The organism is Paraburkholderia strydomiana (genome assembly GCF_031456815.1).
Classification (GTDB): domain Bacteria; phylum Pseudomonadota; class Gammaproteobacteria; order Burkholderiales; family Burkholderiaceae; genus Paraburkholderia; species Paraburkholderia caledonica.
In genome coordinates, this window is sequence record NZ_JAVDVL010000005.1 from 218096 (window position 1) to 236881 (window position 18786).

Annotated in this window: 20 protein-coding genes; 14 read left to right on the top strand and 6 right to left on the bottom strand. The window is 61.8% G+C overall.

Annotation, left to right across the window (positions count from 1 at the left end):
* Positions 1-30 precede the first annotated feature (30 nt).
* The 6 genes from J2W46_RS16105 to J2W46_RS16130 all read left to right on the top strand — a co-directional run bounded on the left by J2W46_RS16105 (position 31) and on the right by J2W46_RS16130 (position 6331).
* Complete coding sequence (locus J2W46_RS16105) at positions 31-1080, top strand: sulfate ABC transporter substrate-binding protein (protein WP_087750960.1); 1050 nt, start codon at positions 31-33, stop codon at positions 1078-1080.
* A gap of 150 nt (positions 1081-1230) precedes the next feature.
* Positions 1231-2127, top strand: coding sequence for a sulfate ABC transporter permease subunit CysT (gene cysT / locus J2W46_RS16110; RefSeq protein WP_087750961.1), 897 nt, complete (start codon positions 1231-1233; stop codon positions 2125-2127).
* Complete coding sequence (gene cysW, locus J2W46_RS16115) at positions 2124-3158, top strand: sulfate ABC transporter permease subunit CysW (protein ID WP_020065799.1); 1035 nt, start codon at positions 2124-2126, stop codon at positions 3156-3158. Before cysT ends, cysW begins: the two co-directional genes overlap by 4 nt.
* Positions 3158-4216 (top strand): sulfate/molybdate ABC transporter ATP-binding protein, encoded by a 1059-nt coding sequence (locus J2W46_RS16120; RefSeq protein WP_020065800.1) that lies wholly within the window; start codon positions 3158-3160, stop codon positions 4214-4216. Before cysW ends, J2W46_RS16120 begins: the two co-directional genes overlap by 1 nt.
* 80 nt (positions 4217-4296) lie before the next feature.
* Positions 4297-5223: a CysB family HTH-type transcriptional regulator gene (locus J2W46_RS16125; protein ID WP_020065801.1), complete on the top strand. Its 927-nt coding sequence runs from the start codon at positions 4297-4299 to the stop codon at positions 5221-5223.
* Between the two features lie 76 nt (positions 5224-5299).
* Complete coding sequence (locus J2W46_RS16130; protein ID WP_310354977.1) at positions 5300-6331, top strand: asparaginase; 1032 nt, start codon at positions 5300-5302, stop codon at positions 6329-6331.
* Positions 6332-6456: 125 nt separating this feature from the next.
* On the opposite strand, the gene lysM is transcribed toward J2W46_RS16130, so the two are convergent.
* From lysM to gcl, 4 genes are all read right to left on the bottom strand, one after another.
* Entirely contained in the window at positions 6457-6951 is a 495-nt protein-coding gene (gene lysM / locus J2W46_RS16135; protein WP_087750963.1) for a peptidoglycan-binding protein LysM, read from the bottom strand.
* Positions 6952-7512: 561 nt separating this feature from the next.
* Complete coding sequence (locus tag J2W46_RS16140) at positions 7513-8421, bottom strand: 2-hydroxy-3-oxopropionate reductase (RefSeq protein WP_020065804.1); 909 nt, start codon at positions 8419-8421, stop codon at positions 7513-7515.
* Between the two features lie 105 nt (positions 8422-8526).
* Positions 8527-9336, bottom strand: a complete 810-nt coding sequence (hyi, locus tag J2W46_RS16145; RefSeq protein ID WP_310354980.1) for a hydroxypyruvate isomerase — start codon at positions 9334-9336, stop codon at positions 8527-8529.
* Positions 9337-9431: 95 nt separating this feature from the next.
* Complete coding sequence (gcl, locus tag J2W46_RS16150) at positions 9432-11207, bottom strand: glyoxylate carboligase (RefSeq protein WP_310354982.1); 1776 nt, start codon at positions 11205-11207, stop codon at positions 9432-9434.
* Positions 11208-11363: 156 nt separating this feature from the next.
* Here gcl and J2W46_RS16155 point away from each other — a divergent pair, with 156 nt between their 5' ends.
* The 6 genes from J2W46_RS16155 to J2W46_RS16180 all read left to right on the top strand — a co-directional run bounded on the left by J2W46_RS16155 (position 11364) and on the right by J2W46_RS16180 (position 15686).
* Positions 11364-12278 (top strand): LysR family transcriptional regulator, encoded by a 915-nt coding sequence (locus J2W46_RS16155; protein ID WP_020065807.1) that lies wholly within the window; start codon positions 11364-11366, stop codon positions 12276-12278.
* A 377-nt stretch (positions 12279-12655) separates the two neighbouring features.
* Positions 12656-13030: a 30S ribosomal protein S6 gene (gene rpsF, locus J2W46_RS16160; RefSeq protein WP_006048823.1), complete on the top strand. Its 375-nt coding sequence runs from the start codon at positions 12656-12658 to the stop codon at positions 13028-13030.
* A gap of 50 nt (positions 13031-13080) precedes the next feature.
* A complete protein-coding gene (gene priB, locus J2W46_RS16165) occupies positions 13081-13380 on the top strand; it encodes a primosomal replication protein N (RefSeq protein WP_020065808.1) in 300 nt (99 codons plus the stop codon).
* A gap of 2 nt (positions 13381-13382) precedes the next feature.
* Positions 13383-13658: a 30S ribosomal protein S18 gene (gene rpsR / locus J2W46_RS16170; RefSeq protein WP_006048825.1), complete on the top strand. Its 276-nt coding sequence runs from the start codon at positions 13383-13385 to the stop codon at positions 13656-13658.
* Between the two features lie 27 nt (positions 13659-13685).
* On the top strand, positions 13686-14138 hold the full coding sequence (gene rplI / locus J2W46_RS16175) for a 50S ribosomal protein L9 (protein WP_020065809.1): 453 nt from the start codon (positions 13686-13688) through the stop codon (positions 14136-14138).
* 162 nt (positions 14139-14300) lie between these two features.
* Complete coding sequence (locus J2W46_RS16180) at positions 14301-15686, top strand: replicative DNA helicase (RefSeq protein ID WP_020065810.1); 1386 nt, start codon at positions 14301-14303, stop codon at positions 15684-15686.
* Positions 15687-15801: 115 nt separating this feature from the next.
* Here the strand turns inward: J2W46_RS16180 and J2W46_RS16185 are convergent, their stop codons facing one another.
* Positions 15802-15963, bottom strand: a complete 162-nt coding sequence (locus tag J2W46_RS16185; protein ID WP_310355260.1) for a hypothetical protein — start codon at positions 15961-15963, stop codon at positions 15802-15804.
* Here J2W46_RS16185 and J2W46_RS16190 point away from each other — a divergent pair.
* Both J2W46_RS16190 and J2W46_RS16195 read left to right on the top strand, forming a co-directional pair.
* Positions 15901-16461 carry a DUF47 domain-containing protein gene (locus J2W46_RS16190; RefSeq protein WP_310355237.1) on the top strand — a complete coding sequence of 187 codons (561 nt, stop codon included), beginning with the start codon at positions 15901-15903 and terminating at the stop codon, positions 16459-16461. The two genes, J2W46_RS16185 and J2W46_RS16190, sit on opposite strands and share 63 nt — an antisense overlap.
* Positions 16461-17471 (top strand): inorganic phosphate transporter, encoded by a 1011-nt coding sequence (locus J2W46_RS16195; RefSeq protein WP_020065812.1) that lies wholly within the window; start codon positions 16461-16463, stop codon positions 17469-17471. The genes J2W46_RS16190 and J2W46_RS16195 overlap by 1 nt, the downstream gene beginning before the upstream one ends.
* Positions 17472-17553: 82 nt before the next feature.
* Here J2W46_RS16195 and J2W46_RS16200 read toward each other — a convergent pair whose 3' ends face one another.
* Positions 17554-18360, bottom strand: a complete 807-nt coding sequence (locus J2W46_RS16200; RefSeq protein WP_027775182.1) for an SDR family NAD(P)-dependent oxidoreductase — start codon at positions 18358-18360, stop codon at positions 17554-17556.
* Positions 18361-18786: the final 426 nt, after the last annotated feature.

Genomic DNA, 18786 nt, shown 5'->3' on the forward strand with positions numbered 1-18786 from the left:
TTCAGCGCACCAACACGCGGAGAACTTGGCATGAACAATCACGAAGCGGGCCGGGCAGGCAGGAGCCGAAAACTTATCGCAGCGCTCGCGTTCGGCGCGGCAGCCGCGCTTGGCGTCCTTGGCGCGGCGGGCCAGGCGCAAGCCGCCGACACGACGCTGCTCAATGTGTCCTACGACCCCACTCGCGAGCTTTACCAGGATGTGAACCAGGCTTTCGCCAAAGAATGGAAGGCGAAGACCGGCGAGACCGTCACCTTCAAGCAGTCGCACGGCGGCTCGGGTGCTCAGGCGCGCTCGGTGCTCGACGGCTTGCAGGCCGACGTCGTGACGCTCGCGCTCGCTTATGACATCGACGCCATCGCGAACAAGGGTTTGATCGATAAAGGCTGGCAGAAGCGCTTGCCCGACAACGCGTCGCCGTACACGTCGACGATCGTGTTTCTGGTGCGCAAGGGCAATCCCAAGCACATCAAGGATTGGGACGATCTGACCAAACCCGGCGTGTCGATCGTGACGCCGAATCCGAAGACCTCGGGCGGCGCGCGCTGGAACTATCTCGCGGCATGGGCGTATGCAGCGCATCAGCCGGGCGGCAATGACCAGAAGGCCAAGGAGTTTGTCGGCAAGCTGTACAAGAATGCCGGCGTGCTCGATTCCGGAGCGCGCGGCGCGACCACCAGCTTCGTGCAACGCGGCATCGGCGACGTGCTGATTGCGTGGGAAAACGAGGCGTTCCTGTCGCTGAAGGAATTCGGTCCGGACAAGTTCGAAATCGTCGTGCCGTCCGTGAGCATTCTGGCCGAGCCGCCGGTAGCCGTGGTGGATAAGGTCGTCGACAAGCATGGCACGCGCAAGCTGGCCGAAGCGTATCTGAACTTCCTGTACAGCGAGCAGGGCCAGGAAATCGCCGCGAAGAACTTCTACCGTCCGCGTTCGAACAAGGTTCCGGCCGAACTGACCTCGAAGTTTCCGAAGCTGAAGCTGTACACGGTCGACGATTCGTTCGGCGGCTGGGCCAACGCGCAGAAGACGCACTTTGCCGACGGCGGCGTGTTCGATTCGATCTACCAGCCTCAGTAACACCGCCCAGGTCCGCGCTGCGGCAGGCGCGAACCGAGGCAACGCGACGCGCCACGGCGCGTCACTTTCCGGAGCGCGCCGCTGGCGCGCTTTTGGCCGATCAGGACCAGGCGGCCGGCAACACGAGCATCAACCGAAAGAGTATCGAGCATGACCACGTTGACCTTCCGCAAACCAAGCGCCTTGCCCGGTTTCGGCCTGACACTCGGCATCACGGTGGCTTATCTGAGCCTCGTGGTGCTGATTCCGCTCGCGGCGACTTTTCTGAAGACAGCCACCCTCGACTGGAGTCAGTTCGTGCGCGCCGTCAGCTCGCCGCGCGTGCTGGCCTCGTACCGGCTGACGTTCTTCTCCGCGCTCGGCGGCGCACTGATCAACGCGGTGTTCGGCTTTCTGGTCGCATGGGTGCTCGTGCGGTACAGGTTTCCGTTCAAGCGCATCGTCGACGCCGTAGTCGATCTGCCGTTCGCACTGCCCACGTCGGTGGCCGGCATTTCGCTCGCGGCCGTGTACGCGGGCAACGGCTGGATTGGACAGTTCCTGGAGCCGCTCGGTCTGAAGGTCGCCTTTACGCCGGTGGGCGTGCTCGTCGCGCTGACCTTTATCGGTTTGCCGTTCGTCGTGCGCACGGTGCAGCCGGTGCTCGAAGAGTTCGAGCGCGAGCAGGAAGAGGCTGCCGCTTGCCTCGGCGCATCGCGCTGGCTGACGTTTCGCCGCGTGGTGTTGCCGGCCGTGTTGCCGGCGCTGTTGACGGGCTTTGCGCTCGCCTTCGCGCGCGCACTCGGCGAATACGGCTCGGTCATTTTCATTGCAGGCAATGTGCCGATGAAGTCGGAAATCACATCGCTGCTCATCATCACGAAGCTCGAGCAGTATGACTACGCCGGCGCGACGGCGCTTGCCGTCGTGATGCTCGTCGTCTCGTTCCTGATGCTGCTTTTCATCAATACGCTGCAGTGGTATCTGCAGCGCCGCACGAGCCGCGGCAACGCAGGTCCGGCGCCCAGCGCCGCGAGCGTTGCAAGCATTGGCGGAGGTGCGCAATGAGCCGCCATTCAGCAGGTCACGTCGATAACGCCGACGGCGTCACGCCGCACGCCGTGGCTCCGCGCGCGCCACTGAACATTGCGCGCCGGCCCGATCCGGTCACCGAACCGCCGCTTGTCCGCTGGATTCTGACCGGCATTGCGCTGCTGTTTCTTGGGCTCTTTCTCGTCGTGCCGCTCGTCGCCGTGTTTTATCAGGCGTTGAACAAGGGGCTTGGTTTTTATCTGGAGTCGCTCGCCGATCCGGATGCGCTGGCGGCCATCAAGCTGACGGCAATCACAGCGGGAATCGCCGTGCCGCTCAATCTGGTGTTCGGCCTCGCGGCTTCGTGGTGCATCGCGAAGTTCGAGTTTCGCGGCAAGGCGCTCCTCACCACGCTGATCGATCTGCCGTTCTCGGTCTCGCCCGTGATCTCGGGTCTCATCTACGTGTTGATGTTCGGCGCGCAAGGATGGTTCGGTCCGTGGCTGCAAGCGCATAACGTGCAGATCATCTTCGCCGTGCCCGGCATTGTGCTCGCAACGATCTTCGTGACGTTCCCGTTCGTCGCGCGCGAACTGATCCCGCTGATGCAGGCGCAAGGCAACGACGAAGAGGAAGCCGCGCATGTGCTCGGCGCGTCCGGCTGGCAGATCTTTCGCCGCGTCACGCTGCCCAATGTGAAATGGGGCCTGCTGTACGGCGTGATTCTGTGCAACGCCCGCGCGATGGGCGAGTTCGGCGCGGTGTCGGTCGTATCGGGCCATATTCGCGGCCAGACGGACACCATGCCGCTGCACGTCGAAATTCTCTACAACGAATACAACTTCTCGGCGGCGTTCGCCGTGGCGTCGGTGCTGGCCTTGCTCGCACTCGTGACGCTCGCACTGAAACTGCTCGCCGAGCGTCATATGTCGGCGGAACTGTCGGACGCCCGCGACGTGCCGGCGCACGCCGGACCCGTCACGCTGCCGTCCGCTTTGCCGTCGACCGCGCAGTCGCTGAACATGCAATCTTCGCAGCAACACCCGCTCAAGCAAGGAGAGCTGTAATGGGTATCACCGTACGTAACCTGCAGAAGCGCTTCGGCGATTTCGTCGCGCTCGATAACGTTTCGCTCGATTTTCCGCCGGGCGAACTGGTTGCGCTGCTCGGGCCCTCGGGGTGCGGCAAGACCACGTTGCTGCGCGTGATCGCGGGCCTTGAGTATGCGGACGGCGGGCAGGTCGTCCTGCAGGGCCAGGACGTCGCGACTGTCGGCGCGCGTGAGCGCGAAGTGGGTTTCGTGTTCCAGCACTACGCGCTGTTCCGTCATATGACGGTGTTCGAGAACGTGGCGTTCGGGCTGCGAGTGAAGCCGAGGAAGGAGCGCCCGTCGGAAGCGGTGATTCGCGAGAAGGTGCATGAGTTGCTCAAGCTCGTGCAACTCGACTGGCTCGCGCAGCGCTATCCGTCGGAATTGTCGGGCGGGCAGCGGCAGCGTATCGCGCTCGCTCGCGCGCTTGCCGTCGAGCCGAAAGTGCTGCTGCTCGACGAACCGTTCGGCGCGCTCGATGCCAAGGTCCGCAAGGAATTGCGCAGCTGGCTGCGGCGTCTGCACGACGATCTGCATATCTCGACGATTTTCGTCACGCACGATCAGGAAGAGGCGCTCGAAGTGGCGGATCGTATCGTCGTGCTCAATCGTGGACACGTGGAGCAGGTGGGCAGTCCGCAGGACGTGTACGACCATCCGCAAACGTCGTTTGTGTATGAGTTTCTCGGCGCGGCGAACCGCCTGCACGGCAACGTCGACGCGAGCGGATTCGTGGTGGACGGCGCGGCGTTGCCGGTCGCCATCAGCACCGACTTCAGCGGTCCGGCTTTCGCTTATGTACGTCCGCACGACTTGCAGTTGTATCCGCAGTCGGCGGGGCACCGCGAGGGTATCGTCGTCGATGTGCGGCGCGTCGTGACACTGGGCGGCTCCGTGCGGGTCGAACTCGCGGGCCGCGAGGGCAATCTGCTCGAAGCCGAACTCGATCGGGAAGCATGGCGCGAGTTGCGTCTCTCGATCGGCGACGGCGTGACGGCGGTGCCGCGCGCGCTGCGGGTCTTCCCGGCGCAATGAGCGCATGACCCGATGCGACCCAACGCGAATGAACTGAATAACTCGAACAACTCAACTCTCGCTGAACCGGACACTTCAAGATGAACTTCCAGCAATTGCGCTTCGTGCGCGAGGCCGTGCGTCAGAACATGAACCTGACCGAAGTGGCGAACGTGCTCTACACGTCGCAGTCGGGCGTGTCGAAACAGATCAAGGATCTCGAGGACGAACTCGGCGTCGACATTTTCATTCGACGCGGAAAGCGGCTCACGGGTCTCACGGAGCCGGGCAAGGCGGTGCATCAACTGATCGAGCGGATGCTGCTGGACGCGGAGAATTTGCGCCGCGTCGCGCGTCAGTACGCGGACCAGGACAGTGGCCATCTGGTGGTCGCGACCACGCACACGCAGGCACGCTACGCGCTGCCGAAGGTGATCCGTCAATTCACCGAGGTTTTTCCGAAGGTGCATCTGGCGCTGCGCCAGGGCAGTCCGCAACAGATCGCGCAGATGATCATCAACGGCGAGGCGGATATCGGCATCTCGACGGAAGCGCTCGACCGTTTCCCCGACATCGTCACGTTTCCATGCTATTCGTGGCATCACGTCGTGGTCGTGCCGAAGGATCATCCGCTCGTCGGCCGCCCCAATCTGACGCTGGACGAAATCGCCGAATTCCCGATCGTCACGTATGACCAGGACTTCACGGGCCGCTCGCATATCGACCAGGCGTTCGCGAAAGCGGGGGCGCTGCCCGACGTGGTGCTGACCGCGATCGACGCCGACGTGATCAAGACGTATGTGGAGCTCGGCATGGGTATCGGCGTGGTCGCGGCAATGGCCTACGACCCGAAGCGCGACAGCGAACTGGTCGCGCTCGACACGCAGCACCTGTTCGAGGCGAGCACGACGCGGGTCGGCTTGCGCAAGGGCGCGTTTTTGCGCGCCTATGCGTACCGGTTGATCGAGATGTTCGCACCGCAACTGACCGAGGCGGAAATCGCCGCGCAGTTGCGCGAGGCAGTGTGAAGCGCTGACGGGGAAAGCGGCCTTGGCCGCTTCAAAGGCGCGCGACGGCGGCGCGTCATCGCTTACAATCGCCGCCATGAACGCACAGACTTCTTCTTCCTCTCCTGGCGCCGCCGCGTTGCTGCCGCGCATCGCCGTGCTCGCCACCGGCGGCACGATTGCCGGCGCGGCCGCGGACGCCACCAATACGTCGGGCTACCAGGCAGGCGTGGTCGGCGTCGAGCAATTGCTGGCCGTGGTGCCGGCGTTGTCGACGGTAGCCCGCATCGCGCCGGAGCAGATTGCGAGCGTCGACAGCAAGGACATGGCGATGCCGCTATGGACCGCGCTCGCGCAACGTATCAACGCACTGCTTGCTGACGCCGACATCGACGGCGTGGTGGTCACGCATGGCACCGATACGCTCGAAGAAACCGCGTATCTGCTGCATTTGACTGTCAAGTCCGACAAACCGGTGGTGCTGACAGCGGCAATGCGCCCCGCGTCCGCGCTCTCCGCCGATGGACCGCTCAATCTGCTGAACGCCGTGACCGTCGCGGCAAATGCCGGCGCGCGCGGACAGGGCGTTCTCGTTGCATTCAACAACAAGATTCACAGTGCACGCGACGTGGTCAAGACGAGCACCTATGCCGTCGATGCATTCCAGTCGCCCGAAGTCGGGGCGCTTGGCTGGGTGCAGGACGGGCGCGTCGAATTTCAGCGCAGCGTCGTACGTCCGCATACGTTGTCCACTGAATTCGTGATCGGTGCGAACTGGCCGCATGTGGAAATCGTCGCGAGCTATGCCGGCGTGTCCCGCATTGCTGTCGATGCTCTCGTGACAGCCGGCGTGCGCGGCATCGTCGTTGCGGGCACGGGTAATGGTTCGATTCACGCGTCGCTGACGCAGGCTCTGGCCGATGCCGCTTCGCAGGGCGTCGCGGTAGTGCGTTCGTCGCGTGTGGGCTCAGGCCATGTGATGCGCAACGGTGCGGCCGCCGACGATGCACTCGGCTTTGTCAGCGCCGGCTCGCTCAATCCGTACAAGGCGCGTGTGTTGCTGATGGTGGCATTGGCCGCTGGCGGCGCCGGACCTGTCGCTTTGCAAAAAGCGTTCGATACGTATTGACGCCTCGCGGCGTTCAACGGAAGTTGTCAAAGAAAAACGCGGCGCTCGAGTAATGACTTCGAGCGCCGCGTTGCGTTTTATCGCAGTGTTTTTGCCCGCCCGAGGCGGGCATTTGCAATCAGCTATTAAGCAGCCGGAATCACCAGCACCTGGCCGGGATAGATCTTGTCCGGGCTTTTCAGCATCGGCGTATTGGCCTGGAAGATCACGTCGTTTTTAGCGCCGCTGCCGTAGTACTTCTCCGCGATCTTCCACAGGTTGTCGCCCGGCACCACCGTGTGGAATTGCGTGGGCGCCGCGGCGGGGGCGGTCACGCTCAACTGGTCGTCGACCTTGTCGACGTTCTGCACATTGCCGGCTGCCACGAGGATCTTGTCCTTGGTCGGCTGGTCGGCGGCTTCTCCCGATACGGTGACCGTATGGCTCGTGCCGTCGTAGGTCACCTGCAGATTCGTTGCGTCCAGACCCTGGCTGCGGATGTAAGTGGCGATCGCGTCGCCTGCGGTCTTGTTCAGCGCGGCGAGGTCCGGTGCGGCGGGCGCGGATTCGGCCTTGGCCGTCGTGGACGCGGCGCTGAACAATTTTTCGCCGGCTTCCTTGATGAAACTGAGAATACCCATCGATCACACTCCTCATGTTGGTACGCAAGCATGCTTTGCGTACGAGTTAAGCACTCGTTGCGATGCTGAGCACGCCGCACAACGCGAACGCGTTGATCAGGCAGCAGGCGCGCCCGTATGCATGCAACGACTCACGAGTGTAGGAGATAGCGGGTGACGAAGTGTCAAGAAAGGTGAGGAAGCGGCCACGAAGTTGCAAGCAAATGCAAACGTGCGTGCATCACGGCGCCGCATGAGGGCGCACTACGCCATTGAGTGGCGGAGAAAACCTGAGAATGAATCCGACAGCCGGACACCCGACGACGACGTCTGACCGACCAAGGCTTCCCCGGCGCCGCCGGGTGCCGCTGCGGACCCCACTTTGCCGCTCTCAGCCCAGAGCGGCACGATTTGCCCGTTCCGCCGCGATGCCGCGCGACAAAACGGACGCCCCACTTGCGATTGCCGTAGCGTTGACGAGGCAACATCTGCGGCAACCGGTATTACCGGGCTATTTACGCTTCTCCATGCATGCGGCCGTTGCCGTTGCTGGTTCGCAAGCCGCGAAGAAACGCTGCAAGTTCAAGCTGCTTTCGCTTCGCTATCCGGCGCTTGTGCGACTTCGTAATTCGCCATGATTTCGAGTGCGCGAACCATCGCCGAGTGATCCCATGCCTTGCCGCCGTTCGCCGCGCATACGCTGAACAGTTGCTGCGCGCTCGCGGTGTGCGGCAGCGCAATGCCGAGCTTGCGCGCGCCGTCGAGTGCGAGGTTCAGATCCTTCTGGTGCAGTTCGATCCGGAAGCCAGGATTGAACGTGCGCTTCGTCATGCGCTCGCCGTGCACTTCCAGAATGCGCGATGAAGCGAAGCCGCCCATCAACGCCTTGCGCACACGTTCCGGATCGGCGCCCGAGCGCGATGCGAACAGCAGCGCTTCGGCCACCGCCTCGATGTTCAGCGCCACGATGATCTGGTTCGCGACCTTGCACGTCTGACCCGCGCCGTTGTCGCCGATCAGCGAGATATTCTTGCCCATCAGTTCGAAGAGCGGCTTTGCCTGCGCAAAGGCTTTCTCCGGGCCGCCGACCATGATCGTGAGCGTTGCCTCGCGTGCACCGACTTCGCCGCCGGACACCGGCGCATCGAGATAATCGACGCCGAGCGCATTGATCTTCTTCGCGAACGCCTGAGTATCGAGCGGCGAGATCGAGCTCATGTCGATCACGAGCTTGCCTGCCGTGAGGCCGGCGGCGACGCCGTCGTCGGCGAAAAGAACGTTGGCCACGTCAGGCGTGTCGGGCACCATGATGATCACGATGTCGGCGGCTTGCGCGACAGCGGTCGAGTCGGACACCACGTTCGTGCTCTTGCCCAGATCTTCGGGCACTGGGTACGCGCCGTTCACGAACAGCGTGTGACCGCCCTTGAGGAGGTTGCGCGCCATATGCGCGCCCATGATGCCGAGCCCGATGAAACCGATCTTTGCCATGTGTCTGAATCTCCAGTGTTTCCAGTGTTGTTAGCGGTCCCTTGGCGGGACTTCTTTCGAGGCGTCACGCGCCCGGTCCGCACGACGCGGTGTTCAGCGCATCGTTCAGGCGGCGACGTGCGCGGCGCCGCGCCTTTGCCCGGCCACGCTCTGCACCCAGCACAAGCCGGCAGTGGTGTTCGTGCGCGGCTTGTATTCGCAACCGACGTAGCCGTCGTAGCCAATCGAGTCGAGCAGGTCGAACAGGAACGGGTAGTTGATTTCGCCGGTGCCGGGTTCGTTGCGCCCCGGGTTGTCGGCAAGCTGGATATGCGCGATTTGCGGCAGATTCTTTTTGATCGTTGCCGCGAGTTCGCCTTCCATCCGTTGCATGTGATAGATGTCGTATTGCAGGAACAGATTGTCCGACCCCACGGCGCGAATCACGTCGAGGCCTTCGCTCGAGCGATTCAACGCGAAGCCCGGAATGTCGTAGGAGTTGCACGGCTCGACTAGCAGTCTGATACCGGCCTTCTTCAATTCACCCGCTGCAAAACGCAGGTTATCGACGATGGTCGCGCGCGCTTTGTCGGCATCGACGCCCGCCGTCGGAATACCGACGAGGCAATTCAGTTGCGGCACCTTCAGCGCGCTCGCGTATTCGATCGCACGGCCCACGCCTTCCTGGAACTCGGTTAAGCGATCGGGCAGGCAGGCAATGCCGCGCTCGCCGGCTTCCCAGTTGCCCGCGGGCAGGTTGTGCAGCACGAGCTTCAGCCGGTTCTGCTGAAGACGCTCGCTCAACTCGGCGATCCGGTACGGATACGGAAACAGGAATTCGACGGCGTTAAAGCCCGCGTCGGCTGCGGCCGCGAAGCGGTCGAGGAACGGAACTTCGTTGAAAAGCATCGTGAGATTCGCTGCGAATTTGGGCATGGTGCTCAGGTCTCTCTGGTCGGTCGTTGAAAAACTTCATAGCGCGATTGCAGTGCAGTCGTGCAATCGCGCCCCCGCGATTTCGGCCGTCAGGTTCAGTCGAGAATGCTGATCGCAGTCGGCGCGTCTTCGCGCGTCACGGCGAGTTCCTCGAACTCGTTGATCGCGTCGATCTCGGTGCCCATCGAGATGTTGGTCACGCGCTCGAGAATCACTTCGACGACCACCGGCACGTTGAACTCGGAGAGCATCGACTGCGCTCTTTGCAGCGCCGGTTTGAGTTCCTCCGGCTTGAACACGCGAATCGCCTTGCAGCCGAGGCCTTCGGCTACCGCGACGTGATCCACGCCATAGCCGTTGGTTTCCGGCGAGTTTATGTTCTCGAAGCCGAGCTGCACGCAGAAGTCCATGTCGAATGCGCGCTGCGCCTGGCGGATCAGGCCGAGGTACGAGTTGTTCACGACCACATGCACGTACGGCAGCTTGAATTGCGCGCCGGCCGCGAGTTCTTCGATCATGAACTGGAAGTCGTAGTCGCCTGAGAGCGCGACGATCGGCCGTTGAGGGTCTGCTGCGCGCACGCCGAGCGCGGCCGGAATCGTCCAGCCGAGCGGGCCGGCCTGGCCGCAGTTGATCCAGTTGCGTGCCTTGTAGACATGCAGAAACTGTGCGCCGGCGATCTGCGAAAGGCCGATCGTGCTCACGTAGCACGTGTCGCGGCCAAACACCTGGTTCATCTCTTCGTAGACGCGCTGCGGCTTCATCGGCACGTTGTCGAAGTGAGTTTTGCGATGCATGGTCTGCTTGCGCTGCTGGCAATCGGCGACCCATGCGCTGCGATCCTTCAGCTTGCCTGCGGCTTTCCATTCGCTCGCGACTTCGACGAACAGTTCGAGCGCGGCCTTCGCGTCCGACACGATGCCGAGGTCCGGACCGAACACGCGGCCGATTTGCGTCGGCTCGATATCCACGTGCACGAACTTGCGGCCCTTCGTATAAACGTCGATGCTGCCCGTGTGACGGTTCGCCCAGCGGTTGCCGATGCCAAGCACGAAGTCGGACGCGAGCATCGTCGCGTTGCCGTAACGGTGCGAGGTCTGCAGGCCGACCATGCCGGCCATCAGCGGGTGGTCGTCGGGAATCGCGCCCCACGACATCAGCGTCGGGATCACCGGCACGCCGACGGTTTCGGCGAAGCGCACGAGCAGATCTTCAGCGGCTGCGTTCAGCACGCCGCCGCCTGACACGATCAGCGGCTTCTCGGAATCGTTGAGCAAGGCGAGGGCGGCTTCGATCTGCTTGCGCGTTGCCTTTGGCTTGTAGACCGGCAGCGGTTCGTACGTGTCAATGTCGAATTCGATTTCGGCGAGCTGCACGTCAATGGGCAAGTCGACCAGCACAGGTCCCGGACGGCCCGAGCGCATCAGATGGAAAGCCTGCTGGAACACGCGCGGCACGAGCGCCGGCTCGCGCACGGTCACGGCCCACTTGGTGACCGGCTTCGCAATCGATTCGATGTCGACCGCCTGGAAGTCTTCTTTGTACAGGCGCGCGCGGGGCGCTTGTCCGGTGATAGCCAGAATAGGGATCGAGTCGGCCTGAGCGGAGTACAAACCGGTGATCATGTCGGTGCCGGCAGGCCCCGACGTGCCGATGCACACGCCGATATTGCCAGGCTGCGCGCGCGTATAGCCTTCGGCCATGTGCGAAGCGCCCTCTACGTGACGCGCGAGCACGTGGCTGATGTTGCCCGCGCGACGCATGGCCGAGTAAAACGGGTTGATCGCTGCGCCCGGCACGCCGAACGCGGTGTCGATACCTTCTTTTTCGAGCACCAGCACGGCGGCGTCGACGGCTCTCATCTTGGCCATGAATGTCTCCTCAATGTTTGGAAATTGGCGAATAAGGCTCTTGAACGCACTTTAGGCTTGACCTATAGGTTTGATAAGATCAGTCCGCGTCGCTTATTTCGAAACAAAAAGTATGGAATGCGGGCACACGCAGCGTGCGTCCGCAAGGAGACCGCCATGGATCGATTCAAGCAGATTGAAACCTTCGTGCGCGTCGCCGACGCGGGTAGCCTTGCGGCCGCGGCTCTGGAGGAGGGCGTGTCGCCGGTGATCCTCGGGCGGCGCATCGACGCGCTCGAAAAGCGCCTCGGCGTGAAGCTGATGTATCGCTCGACGCGGCGGCTCGTCGTCAGCGAGGACGGCGCCGCCTTTCTCGAACGTTGCCGCGGACTGTTGACCGAATGGGACCAGGCCGAGAACGAACTGAGCGCCGGGCGGCGCGCGGTGAACGGTCATCTGATCGTGTCAGCGCCGGCTGCGTTTGGCCGCAAGCACGTCGCCCCGCTCGCGCCGGCGTTTGTCGCCGACAAGCCGGAATTGCAGGTGTCGTTCAACCTGACCGATCGCGTCGTCGATCTGGTGCGGGAGGGTTATGACCTGTCGATACGGATCGGCGGCGCGGTCGATCCGAACTTCGTGGCGGTGAAACTCGCGTCGAACCGGCGCGTGGTCTGCGGCACACCGGATTACTTTCGCCAGCACGGCAAGCCCAAAACGCTCGAAGACCTGCCGCGGCACAACTGTCTCGCGTTCAATCTGCAAGGCGGCCAGAACCGTGGCTGGTATTTTCGCCGCAACGGCAAGCTCGTCACGGTGCGGGTAGGCGGCACGCTCGATTGCAACGATGGCGAACTATTGCACCGCTGGGTATCCGAAGGGCTCGGACTCGGCTGGCGATCCACGTGGGAAATTCAGCAGCAGCTCGCGCGCGGTGAACTGGAAACGGTGCTCGACGAATTCGCGCTACCCGATTACGACATTCTGGCGGTCTACCCACAGCAGCGCTATGTGCCGGCCAAGGTGCGCTATTTCATCGATTATCTGAAAGAGATTTACGCGAGCGAGGATTATTGGAACCGGCCGGGGTATTAGCGCGCTTTAGCGCTGACGCTCGACCACGCCACGCCACGCCACGCATGTGCGAGCGGTGCGCTCGGGGACGCTGCGGCGCGGTGTCGGGCACGGCTGAGGCTTGGAGCGGCCTCTATAGGCGCGGGCCGCGAAGCTGCGTGAGGGAGCAGCGCCGGCAGCTGCCCGCAGCGCATGAAGGCTAAATTTGAACGGCGTTGGTTCACGCGCCGCGTTCAGGTTGGATGCTAAATCGTTGAAAACACGCCTCAATCGCAGCTCGGGACGGTGCAATGTCTTGCAGTCCGTCCCCAATCGGGCTACAATCTTCGGCTTCTCACTTGCCACACCGGTTCGACGCCCGGGTGGCTTCTATCCAAAAGTCAGCACAAGGAGTGTGTATGCGTCATTATGAAATCGTCTTTATCGTGCATCCCGATCAGAGCGAGCAGGTGCCCGCCATGATCGAGCGTTACAAGAGCACGATCACGTCGCACGGTGGCCAGATCCACCGTATCGAAGACTGGGGCCGTCGCCAACTGGCCTACATGATCGAGAAACTCGCGAAGGCTCACTACGTCTGCATGAACATCGAATGCGACCAGACCACGCTCGACGAGCTGGAACACGCGTTCAAGTTCAACGACGCCGTTCTGCGTCACCTCATCGTCAAGATGAAGAAAGCCGAAACCGGCCCTTCGCCGATGATGAAGGAAGTGCAGCGCGAAGAAGCCAAGAAGTCGGCTGCTACGCAACCGTCCGAAGCGCAGGCTTAAGACACACTATTTAAGCTACCAGATCAAGCGTCGCCCTTGCCAAAGGCTTCATGAACCGGCTGCAGCTCACAGCCAGCGTCGTCGAACGCGAACCGGTGCGGTACACCCCCGCCGGCGTTCCGATTGCCAGCTGCACGTTGCACCACCGCACGGAAGTCGTCGAAGCCGGTATTGCCCGGCAAGTCGAACTGACCATGCAGGCGGTAGCCGCAGGCGAGGCGAGCGGTAAGCTGGAAAGCTGTCCGATGGGCGTGGAAACGCTCTTCACAGGCTTCCTGGCAAAAAAGCACCGCAACGCAAGAACTCTGGTATTTCACATCACAGCATTGCAGGACATTGGAAAGGACTGAACATGCCCCGCCCGACTGGTAAGAAATTCGACAAGCGTCGTCAGCAACAAAATCCGCTCTTCAAGCGTAAGAAGTTTTGCCGTTTCACGGCTGCTGGCGTCGAATACATCGACTACAAAGACATCGAAACGCTGAAAGACTTCATCGGCGAAAACGGCAAGATCACGCCGGCGCGTCTCACGGGTACGAAGTCGCACTATCAACGCCAGCTGGACACGGCAATCAAGCGCGCACGTTTCCTCGCGCTCGTGCCGTACACCGACCAGCACAAGGCCTAACCCGACGACGCGATAAGGAGCATCCGAATGCAAATCATTCTTCTGGAAAAAGTCGTCAATCTGGGCAACCTGGGCGATATCGTGAAGGTCAAGGACGGTTACGCACGTAACTTCCTGATCCCGAACAAGCAGGCTCGCCGTGCAACGAAGGAAGCGCTGGCCGAATTCGAAGTCCGCCGCGCTGAACTCGAAAAGACCGCCGCTGAAAAGCTGGCTGCTGCTCAAGCTCAAGGCGAAAAGCTGGCCGGTTCGACGGTTCAGATCGGCCAGAAGGCCGGTGTGGACGGCCGTCTGTTCGGCTCGGTGACGAACGCCGACATCGCCGAAGCACTGGGCAAGCAAGGCTTCGCGGTTGAAAAGGCGCAAGTTCGCCTGCCGGAAGGCCCGCTGAAGACGGTGGGCGACCACCCGATTCAGGTTTCGCTGCACACCGACGTAGTTGTCGACGTGACGGTGTCGGTACTCGGCGAGCACGTTTAAGAGCACGTCTGAATCGACCGCATCAAGCATCAGATAGTGTTGGCCAGGTTGTTGCTGGCTGAGGGCAGGGGCCGGGCAACCGGCCCCTGCCTTTTTTGTGCCCGTTATTTTTTGCTCGTTCCGCTGGCCGCGGTCGCCTGATTTCCACGATAATTCCTCTCCATGAACGCACCGTCCAAAGATCCCCAACTCGAGTCGCTGAAAGTCCCGCCGCATTCGATCGAGGCCGAGCAATCGGTGCTGGGCGGTTTGCTGTTGGACAACGCCGCATGGGACCGGATTGCCGATTTCCTGTCGCAAAGCGACTTCTATCGCTACGATCACCGCATCATCTACGAGCACATCGGCAAGCTCATCGCGGCGACGCGTCCGGCCGACGTCATTACCGTTTACGAAGCGCTCGGAACATCGGGCAAGGCGGAAGAGGTCGGTGGCCTCGCGTACCTGAACGCACTCGCGCAGAACACGCCGAGCGCGGCGAATATCCGGCGGTATGCGGAAATCGTGCGTGACCGCGCGGTACTGCGTCGGCTGGTTTCCGTCGCCGACGAGATCTCGGCCGACGCTTTCAATCCGCAAGGCAAGGAAGTCCGGCAATTGCTGGACGAGGCGGAATCGAAGGTGTTCTCGATCGCGGAAGACGGCGCGCGTGGCACGCAGGGCTTTCTTGAAATCGGCCCGCTGCTGACTCAGGTCGTCGAGCGGATTGACACGCTGTATCACACGGCGAATCCGAGCGACGTGACGGGCACGCCGACCGGTTTTGTCGACCTCGACCGCATGACTTCGGGCATGCACGGCGGCGAGCTGATCATTGTTGCGGGACGTCCGTCGATGGGTAAGACGGCGTTTTCGATGAACATCGGCGAGTACGTCGCGGTCGAATACGGCTTGCCGGTCGCTGTGTTCTCAATGGAAATGCCGGGCTCTCAGCTCACCATGCGTATGCTCGGCTCAGTCGGCCGCCTCGATCAGCACCGCATGCGAACCGGCCGCCTGACCGACGAGGATTGGCCGAAGCTCACGCACGCCGTGCAGAAAATGAGCGAGGCGCAAATTTTCATTGACGAAACCGGCGGTCTGAATCCGATGGAATTGCGCTCGCGCGCGCGGCGTCTGTCGCGTCAGTGCGGAAAGCTCGGGCTCATTATCATCGACTACCTGCAGTTGATGAGCGGATCGTCGTCGGGTGAAAACCGCGCGACCGAAATCTCGGAAATATCGCGATCGCTCAAGAGCCTCGCGAAAGAGCTGGACGTGCCAGTCATCGCTTTGTCGCAGCTCAATCGCGGTCTGGAGCAACGTCCGAACAAGCGGCCGATCATGTCGGATCTGCGGGAATCGGGCGCTATCGAGCAGGACGCCGACGTGATCCTGTTCATCTACCGCGACGAAGTGTATAACCCCGACAGCCAGGATAAAGGCACGGCTGAAATCATTATCGGCAAGCAGCGGAACGGCCCGATCGGACCGGTTCGACTCACGTTCCACGGCCAATACACGAAGTTCGACAACTTTGCGGGCGCGCAAAATTTCTACGGCGATTAACCGGAAATAGCGGCGGCGCGACCGGAAAATCGCGCAAACGCAATAGGCGCTGTTGTAACCGCGCTTTGCAAAGTGCTACATCGGGCCCGCAACGGTACAATATGGCGGTTTTATGTCAGCCATTAAGTGACCAATTTTCGGGATCCCAATGTTCGGTCGATTCATGCCCACCGAGGGCAAGTTCTTTGATATTTTCAATGCGCACGCACAGTGCATCGTCTCGGCGAGCCGCGAACTCGAGCTCCTGATCGACAACCTGCAAGACGCCGAAACTCATAAGCAAAACGTGCAGAAAGCCGAGAAGGCTGCAGACAAACTCACGCACGAAACCATCGACCTGCTGCACAAGACCTTCATCACGCCGCTCGACCGCGATGAGATCCATAAGCTCATCACCACGATGGACGACATCCTCGATTTGATGGAGGACGTCGCCACCGCTATTTCCCTTTACGACGTCCAGTCGGTCACCTCCGAGGCAAGCCAGCTTGCGCACATCTGCACGGCGACTTCGGAGCGGGTGCAATTCGCCGTCAGCCTGTTGTCCGACATGAAGCAGGCGAGCCAGATTCTGAAAGCGTGCGAGGACATCGACCGGCTGGAGTCCGAGGCCGACCGGGTGTTGCGCTCGGCCATGTCCAAGCTGTTCCGCGAAGAAGACAACGTCAAAACCCTGATCAAGCTCAAAGCCATTTACGAATTGCTTGAAACGATCACGGACAAGTGTGAAGACGTAGCAAACATCATCGAAGGCATCGTGCTGGAAAACGCATAATGCAATCGATACAACTCGCTATCTGGGTCGTGGCCGGCCTGGTCGCCGTCGCGCTCATTTTCGACTTCATGAATGGCTTTCACGACGCGGCCAACTCGATTGCCACCGTCGTCTCGACAGGCGTTCTGAAGCCGCAGCAGGCAGTGGCTTTCGCCGCCGCGTTCAACGTCGTCGCATATTTCGTGTTTCACCTCAAAGTGGCCGCAACTGTCGGCAAAGGCACGATAGACCCAGGCATCGTTGATCATTACGTGATTTTCGGCGCCTTGGTGGGTGCGATCGGCTGGAACGTGATCACGTGGCACTACGGCATTCCGTCGAGTTCGTCGCACGCACTGATCGGCGGCCTCGTCGGCTCGGCGCTTGCCAAGTCTGGCTGGGGTTCGCTCAACTTCGACGGATTGCTCAAGACGGTGGCGTTCATTTTCATTTCGCCGCTGCTCGGGTTTGTGCTCGGTTCGTTTTTTATGCTGGCTGTGTCGTGGATCTATTTCCGTACGCCGCCGAGCAAGGTCGACCGGCGCTTCCGGCGTCTGCAACTCGTGTCGGCGGGTCTGTACAGCCTTGGCCACGGCGGTAACGACGCGCAGAAAACCATCGGCATTATCTGGATGCTGCTGATCGCAACCGGCTACGCGTCGTCGATCGCGGAGGCGCCACCGCTGTGGGTGATCGGCGGCTGCTATCTGTCGATGGGGGTTGGCACATTGTTCGGCGGCTGGCGAATCGTCCGTACCATGGGTCAGAAAATCACCAAGCTCAAGCCCGTAGGCGGTTTTTGTGCCGAATCGGGCGGGGCGATCACGTTGTTCACCGCGTCCTGGCTCGGTATTCCGGTATCCACCACGCACACGATCACCGGCGCGATCGTCGGCGTGGGCGCGACGCAGAAGCTGAGCGCGGTCCGCTGGGGCGTGGCCGGCAACATCGTCTGGGCATGGATTCTGACGATCCCGGCGTCAGCGGCGCTCGCAGCCGCCGCCTGGTGGTTCGGCCACCACTTCCTGTAACTGGCAGGCTCCGGGCCGGACGGCAGGACCGTTCGCCCGCAGCCGCAGCGCCGTGGTACAGGCTCGACGCACGGCGCGTTGCTCAGATTAGCGGCGCGCTGCCTCCATCCATCGGGACGATCGCGCCCGTCACATAGCTCGCACGGCGGCTCGCCAGAAACAGCGCGACATCTGCGATTTCCTCCGGTTTTGCGTAACGCCCGAGCGGCACTCTGGCCTGGCCACGCGCGAGCGCTTCGGCGCTCTGAATGCCTTGTTGCGTTGCTTCGAGCTTGACTGCTTCTTCGACGCGCTCAGTGAGCGTTGCTCCCGGATTGATCGCGTTAATGCGAATGCCGTAGCGCGCGTAGTAGTGGGCGAGGCCGACCGTGGCCAGCATCAGTGCAGCGTTGGCGGCGCCGCCGGCGATATGGATGTCGCTCGCAATCTTCCCGCCCATGCCGATGATGTTGACGATCGTGCCGGGTTCGCCACGATCGCCGCTTTTCGCGCGCTCGGCCATGCGGCGCAGCACTTCCTGCTGCGGGTAGATGTAAGGGAAATACTTCGCTTCCATCGTGGCGCGAAACGCGTCTGCATCGAGCGTTTCGGGGTCGTAGCGCCGCGCCGCGCCGGCGCTGTTGACGAGCACGTCGATCGGGCCGACGGCCGTGCTCACTTCCTCGACGATGTCGGCGGCGCTATGCGGCTCATGCAGATCGGCGCGCGTGCGATGCACGTGCAAGCCTTCCTGTTTCAGCTGTTCGTAGGCGCGCGCCAGATTGGCGGGATCACGCGAAACGATTGCCACCTTCGCACCTTCCAGCGCGAAAGCCCGGGCGCACGCAAAGCCGATTCCCTTGCTGCCGCCCGTGATCAGCACCACTTTGTCTTTCAGCCCGAGATCCATTGTCGCCACCCGTTCGGAAGAATACCGATGACGATAGCAGATCGGCGGCCAACGTGTGCTGGCCGAGCCGCGACTGCGGACCTCGCTTGCGCGTGTGGAAATCGCACGAATCTGATTGCCGTGATGTTGGTGTGAAAACTTTAGACGGCTTTGGCTCGCCATCTTATGTAAGAGAATGTCCGCGCGCCTGGCACACGCGACTTGTTCGCCGATCGCGACTATTAATTCAGGATAACGAATTATGAGAAGCCGATTGGGGCATCATTTGACTAGCTGCGCTGTCCGGGTTGCTGGTCTTTATCACGAGCTACGACAAGGCTATCTCGGCCTCCCCGGCCTACTGCGCGGCGACGTCTACCTGTGGTTGCTATGAACCGGCCCCAGCCGGCAAGGCGGCCAGCGAAGCCGGAAGCGGTTGATGCGCCT

Bases quoted from the DNA above. Each gene is read 5' to 3' on its own strand.
- J2W46_RS16185 (WP_310355260.1), bottom strand. From the start codon at position 15,963: ATGAGTTTCGGCGTCTTGCAGGTTGTCGATCAGGAGCTCGAGTTCGCG.
- rplI (WP_020065809.1), top strand. From the start codon at position 13,686: ATGCAAATCATTCTTCTGGAAAAAGTCGTCAATCTGGGCAACCTGGGC.
- J2W46_RS16130 (WP_310354977.1), top strand. From the start codon at position 5,300: ATGAACGCACAGACTTCTTCTTCCTCTCCTGGCGCCGCCGCGTTGCTG.
- J2W46_RS16180 (WP_020065810.1), top strand. From the start codon at position 14,301: ATGAACGCACCGTCCAAAGATCCCCAACTCGAGTCGCTGAAAGTCCCG.
- J2W46_RS16195 (WP_020065812.1), top strand. From the start codon at position 16,461: ATGCAATCGATACAACTCGCTATCTGGGTCGTGGCCGGCCTGGTCGCC.
- gcl (WP_310354982.1), bottom strand. From the start codon at position 11,207: ATGGCCAAGATGAGAGCCGTCGACGCCGCCGTGCTGGTGCTCGAAAAA.
- cysW (WP_020065799.1), top strand. From the start codon at position 2,124: ATGAGCCGCCATTCAGCAGGTCACGTCGATAACGCCGACGGCGTCACG.
- J2W46_RS16125 (WP_020065801.1), top strand. From the start codon at position 4,297: ATGAACTTCCAGCAATTGCGCTTCGTGCGCGAGGCCGTGCGTCAGAAC.
- rpsF (WP_006048823.1), top strand. From the start codon at position 12,656: ATGCGTCATTATGAAATCGTCTTTATCGTGCATCCCGATCAGAGCGAG.
- priB (WP_020065808.1), top strand. From the start codon at position 13,081: ATGAACCGGCTGCAGCTCACAGCCAGCGTCGTCGAACGCGAACCGGTG.
- rpsR (WP_006048825.1), top strand. From the start codon at position 13,383: ATGCCCCGCCCGACTGGTAAGAAATTCGACAAGCGTCGTCAGCAACAA.
- cysT (WP_087750961.1), top strand. From the start codon at position 1,231: ATGACCACGTTGACCTTCCGCAAACCAAGCGCCTTGCCCGGTTTCGGC.
- J2W46_RS16140 (WP_020065804.1), bottom strand. From the start codon at position 8,421: ATGGCAAAGATCGGTTTCATCGGGCTCGGCATCATGGGCGCGCATATG.
- J2W46_RS16155 (WP_020065807.1), top strand. From the start codon at position 11,364: ATGGATCGATTCAAGCAGATTGAAACCTTCGTGCGCGTCGCCGACGCG.
- lysM (WP_087750963.1), bottom strand. From the start codon at position 6,951: ATGGGTATTCTCAGTTTCATCAAGGAAGCCGGCGAAAAATTGTTCAGC.
- J2W46_RS16200 (WP_027775182.1), bottom strand. From the start codon at position 18,360: ATGGATCTCGGGCTGAAAGACAAAGTGGTGCTGATCACGGGCGGCAGC.
- J2W46_RS16120 (WP_020065800.1), top strand. From the start codon at position 3,158: ATGGGTATCACCGTACGTAACCTGCAGAAGCGCTTCGGCGATTTCGTC.
- hyi (WP_310354980.1), bottom strand. From the start codon at position 9,336: ATGCCCAAATTCGCAGCGAATCTCACGATGCTTTTCAACGAAGTTCCG.
- J2W46_RS16105 (WP_087750960.1), top strand. From the start codon at position 31: ATGAACAATCACGAAGCGGGCCGGGCAGGCAGGAGCCGAAAACTTATC.